The following is a 4579-nucleotide window of genomic DNA, read 5'->3' as shown; positions in this document are numbered from 1 at the left end:
GTTTCCTTGTCCGCCCGTACTGTCTCCGCGTCGCGCTGTGGGTTTTCGGCGTAGGTATCAACAACGCCCGCCCGGCCGGCGCCCAGGACATCCGGACCGTCGAGGGCGGGGCGCTGCCCGGCCTCGTCGACGCCCACTGCCATGTGGGCCTCGGCGCGCACGGCCCGGTCGACGCGGACGTCGCGGAGAAGCAGGCGCTGACCGACCGCGAGGCGGGCACCCTGCTCATCCGCGACGCCGGCTCGCCCTCCGACACCCGCTGGGTCGACGACCGCGAGGACCTCCCGAAGATCATCCGGGCCGGCCGGCACATCGCCCGCACCCGTCGCTACATAAGGAACTTCGCGCACGAGATCGAGCCGGACGAGCTGGTCGCGTACGTGTCCCAGGAGGCCCGGCGCGGCGACGGCTGGGTGAAGCTGGTCGGTGACTGGATCGACCGCGACCTCGGCGATCTGTCGGCCTGCTGGCCGCGCGAAGCGGTGGAGGCGGCGATCGCGGAGGCCCACCGTCTGGGCGCCCGTGTCACCGCGCACTGTTTCGCCGAGAGCTCCCTGCGGGACCTGGTCGAGGCGGGCATCGACTGCATCGAACACGCCACGGGCCTGACCGAGGACCTGATCCCCCTGTTCGCCGAGCGCGGTGTCGCGATCGTCCCGACCCTCGTCAACATCGCCACCTTCCCCTCTCTCGCAGCGGGCGGCGAGAGCAAGTACCCGCGCTGGTCCGCGCACATGCGGCGGCTGCACGAACGGCGCTACGACACGGTGCGGGGCGCGTACGACGCCGGCATCCCGGTGTACGTCGGCACGGACGCCGGCGGTTCACTGGCGCACGGCCTGGTCGCCGGCGAGGTGGCGGAACTGGTCACCGCCGGGATCCCGCCGGTCGACGCCCTGTCGGCCACGGCCTGGGGGGCCCGGAAGTGGCTCGGCCGGCCCGGTCTTGAGGAGGCGGCTCCGGCGGACCTGGTGGTGTACGAGGCGGATCCGCGGGCGGACGTGCGGGTGCTGGCGGCGCCGCGACGGGTGGTGCTGAACGGGCGGGTCGTCGAGTAAAGGAACGCCTGTGCCGGGCGATTCGAAAGAGTTCGCGGAAACTCCACGATGGAGTGAAGTAACGCAGGATTGCTGACCGTTCACCCACAGTGCGTAATTCTTGCCGGGTCCCAAGCAAGTCTCGTCTGGGGGTCCCACACCTTGAACGGCAACAGATTCCGCATGCCCGCACGCCGTTTCGCGACCGTCGCGACGGCCACGGCCCTCGCCACGGGGCCCGCGGCGCTGGCCGGCGCGGGAACGGCGCACGCCACCGCCGACCACGGCCGCGCGAGCGCCGTCGTGCTGCGCACCGGGCTGGACGTGTCCCTGCTCGACAAGTCCGTGAACGTCCCGCTCGCGGTCTCGCTCAACGAGGTCCGGGCACCGCAGAGCGCCGACAGGACCGCGCTGTCCGCCCGGCTGGACGGCGTGGCCGGCGGAAAGCCGTTCGCGGTGCTGGCCGCGGACGTCGCCGCGGCGAAGGCGACGGTGACCGAGAACCGGGCAGAGGGCTCCGTCCGCCTCGCCCACGCCAGGCTGCACGTCCCCGGCCTGCCGCTCCTCTCCCTCGTCGAGGTCGACACGGTCACCGCCGAGGCGACCTGCGAGGCCGGGAAGACGCCCGTCGCCGAGTCCCATGTGCCGGGCGCGGTGACGGTGCTCGGGAAGCGGGTGACACTCACCGCGAACGGCCCGACGGACGTGAAGGTACCGGGAGTCGGCGAGGTGCGCCTCGACCTCTCCCAGCGGCGGACCACGTCCCGCACCGCCGCCGCCACCGCCCTCGAGCTCAAGGTCTCCGTCAACCCGCTGAAGCTCAACGTGGCTGATGTGGACGGAACGTTGACCCTCGCCAAGGCGACCTGCGAGAGCCCTGCCGGGCAGGCGAAGACGGCCCCGCCGAGCCATGATCCGCAGGCCGACGTGAAGCCGCAGGACGCCCCGGCCGAGGCGGGTCTCGCGGAGACCGGCGGGAGCTCGAGCACGCCGTACCTCGCCGGCGGGGCACTCGCGCTGGTGGTGGCGGGCGGGGGAGCGCTGGTGCTGGCGCGCCGCCGTCGGGGCTGACCGTCGGGCACGGTGTCGTCGCCGTCGTCCGTGGGGCTGCCGTCCGTGGGGCCGGCGCCCCCCAGACCCCCGCTTCGGCCTGAACGGCCTCGTTCTCAAACGCCGGACGGGCTCAGGGAAACGGCCCGTCCGGCGACGTCACCGTCCGGTCAGTGCCAGCGCCTGGTCCAGTGCCTGCAGGAATCCGTTCACCGTCGTCCGGTCCCGCACCGCGAGCCGCAGCCACTCGTCGTCCAGCCCGGGGAAGGTGTCACCGCGCCGGACCGCGTAGCCGAGGTGGCGCAGGTGCCGGCGCACAGCGGCGGCCCGGGGCAGCCGTACCAGGACGAAAGGCCCCTGCGCCGGACCCGCCACCCGCAGTCCTTCGGGGGCGAACTCCTCGAGGCCCGCGACGAGATGGGCCCGGTCGGCCGCGACGCGGTGGGCCGCGTGGGCCGCCTCGGCCAGGGCCTGCGGCGCCACGCACGCCGCGGCCGCCGCCAGCGCGGGGGTGGACACCGGCCACAGCGGCTGGGCCCGCTCCAGCTCCGCGATCGTCTCCGGCGCCGCCAGGACATAGCCGATCCGCAGTCCGGCCAGGCCCCAGGTCTTGGTCAGGCTGCGCAGCACCACCAGGCCGGGTACGTCGGTCCGCCCGGCCAGCGCCTCCCGCTCGCCCGGGACCGCGTCCATGAAGGCCTCGTCGACCACCAGTGTCCGCCCCGGACGGGCGAGCCGGGCGATCGCCGCCGCCGGGTGCAGCACCGACGTCGGGTTCGTGGGGTTGCCGATGACCACCAGGTCGGCGTCCTCGGGTACGGCCGCCGGATCCAGCCGGAAGCCGTCCTCCGCCCGCAGCAGCACCCGGTCCACCGTGTGACCCGCGTCCCGCAGCGCCGCCTCCGGCTCCGTGAACTGCGGATGTACGACGACCGGCCGGCGCACCTTCAGGGCCCGCGCCAGCAGCACGAACGCCTCGGCCGCGCCCGCCGTCAGCAGCACCCGCCGCACCGGGACCTCGTGCCGCGCCGCAACCGCCGCCCGCGCGGCCCGCCCGTCCGGGTAGGCCGCGAGACCGGTCAGCGAAGCCGCGATCCGCTCCCGCAGCCACGCCGGGGGAGTGTCGGCGCGGACGTTGACGGCGAGGTCGACCAGCGCCGCCCCGTCGTCACGCACCTCGGCGTCACCGTGGTGCCGCAGGTCGTGCCCGGTGGGGTCCTCAGTGCGCATGGGCATGTCCGCCGTGATGGTGGTGCCCGTGCCCGTGGTGGTGACCGCCGTCGTCCGGGTGGAAGTGCGGCTGCTGCGGCAGGCCCACCTTGTCCTCGAAGCCGGGCAGCGCGATGCGGTACACGCACGAGTCGCAGTTCATCCGCAGGTCACCCCGGACGGCCTCCTCGTACCGCTCCATCACCAGGTCGAGCAGCTCGGGCTCGGGCCCGATGACATCGGCCGAGCGCACCTCGATCTCCGGGTGCGCGGCGGCCCAGCCCTCGGTCTGCCGGCGCACCCGGTCGGGCAGGATGCCGGTGAAGAGGAAGTAGGGCAGGACGACGATCCGGCGCGCCCCGAGCCTCACGCAGCGGTCCAGGCCGCCCGGCACGTCCGGCGCGGCCAGCGACACGAACGCGGTCTCCACGCCCGCGTACCCGCGCCCCTCCCACAGCAGCCGGGCCGCCTTGTGCACCTCGGCGTTGGCGTCCGGGTCCGTCGAACCGCGCCCGACCAGCAGCACCGTCACATCGGCCCGGTCCTGCGGGGCACGCCCGCCCCCGGCGCCGAGTGCCTCGTCCAGGCGCCGCTCCAGTACGTTCAGCAGTGCCGGATGCGGGCCCAGCGGACGGCCGTACGTGTACGAGATCCCGGGGTGCCGTTCCTTCTCACGGGCCAGCGCGGCCGGGATGTCGCCCTTGGCGTGCCCGGCGGACACCAGCATCAGCGGGACGGCGGCGAATCGGCGGACACCCTTGTCCACCAGCTCGGTCACGGCCTCGCCCAGCGGCGGCGGGGACAGCTCGATGAAGCCGCCCGCGACGGGCAGTTCGGGGTGGCGGCGCCCCAGCTCCCGTACGAAGTCGCGGAACGCCTCGGCACCGGCGTCGTCCCGGGTGCCATGGCCGGCGATGAGCAGGGCAGGCGGCGAGGTGGTCACTTCTTCTCCTCGGAGGGCGATACGGGGTGGTACAGGAGGGCGTTGAGCGCGGCGGCGGCGACCGCCGAACCGCCCTTCTCGGACACGTTGCTGACGGCGGGCAGGCCGCTCTCGCGCAACGCCGCCTTGGACTCGGCCGCGCCGACGAAGCCGACGGGCAGACCGATGACGAGAGCCGGGGAGGCGTCCAGCGTGAGCAGTTCCTCCAGGGCGGTCGGCGCACAGCCGATCACCCAGAGGGCAGCGGGGTGGGCCAGACCGAGCGACACGCCGCGCTCCGGGGGCCGGAGGGTGTGCACCACCCCCGCCGGGAGGGGGGGCGCGAGCGAGCGCTGGGGGC

At 74.3% G+C, this 4579-nt stretch carries 5 protein-coding genes; 2 read left to right on the top strand and 3 right to left on the bottom strand.

The features are described 5' to 3' along the window. The first annotated feature begins 35 nt into the window (after positions 1 to 35). Both ACFW2E_RS40315 and ACFW2E_RS40310 read left to right on the top strand, forming a co-directional pair. Complete coding sequence (locus ACFW2E_RS40315) at positions 36 to 1058, top strand: amidohydrolase family protein (protein WP_384475102.1); 1023 nt, start codon at positions 36 to 38, stop codon at positions 1056 to 1058. A 141-nt stretch (positions 1059 to 1199) separates the two neighbouring features. Then, positions 1200 to 2108, top strand: coding sequence for an SCO1860 family LAETG-anchored protein (locus tag ACFW2E_RS40310; RefSeq protein ID WP_384475099.1), 909 nt, complete (start codon positions 1200 to 1202; stop codon positions 2106 to 2108). Between the two features lie 138 nt (positions 2109 to 2246). Here ACFW2E_RS40310 and cobC read toward each other — a convergent pair whose 3' ends face one another. The 3 genes from cobC to ACFW2E_RS40295 form a co-directional block, all read right to left on the bottom strand. Next, the gene (gene cobC / locus ACFW2E_RS40305; protein WP_384475096.1) at positions 2247 to 3323 is read right to left on the bottom strand and encodes an Rv2231c family pyridoxal phosphate-dependent protein CobC; all 1077 of its coding nucleotides are present in this window, start codon (positions 3321 to 3323) and stop codon (positions 2247 to 2249) included. Then, complete coding sequence (locus ACFW2E_RS40300) at positions 3307 to 4239, bottom strand: sirohydrochlorin chelatase (RefSeq protein WP_384475093.1); 933 nt, start codon at positions 4237 to 4239, stop codon at positions 3307 to 3309. The genes cobC and ACFW2E_RS40300 overlap by 17 nt, the downstream gene beginning before the upstream one ends. Beyond that, the coding region (locus ACFW2E_RS40295; RefSeq protein ID WP_384475090.1) for a precorrin-8X methylmutase at positions 4236 to 4579 on the bottom strand (344 nt) is incomplete at its 5' end. The genes ACFW2E_RS40295 and ACFW2E_RS40300, both read right to left, overlap by 4 nt.

This window comes from Streptomyces sp. NPDC058964, from assembly GCF_042741275.1.
Taxonomy (GTDB): Bacteria; Actinomycetota; Actinomycetes; order Streptomycetales; family Streptomycetaceae; genus Streptomyces.
This window is presented reverse-complemented; position numbering and strand designations above follow the sequence as displayed.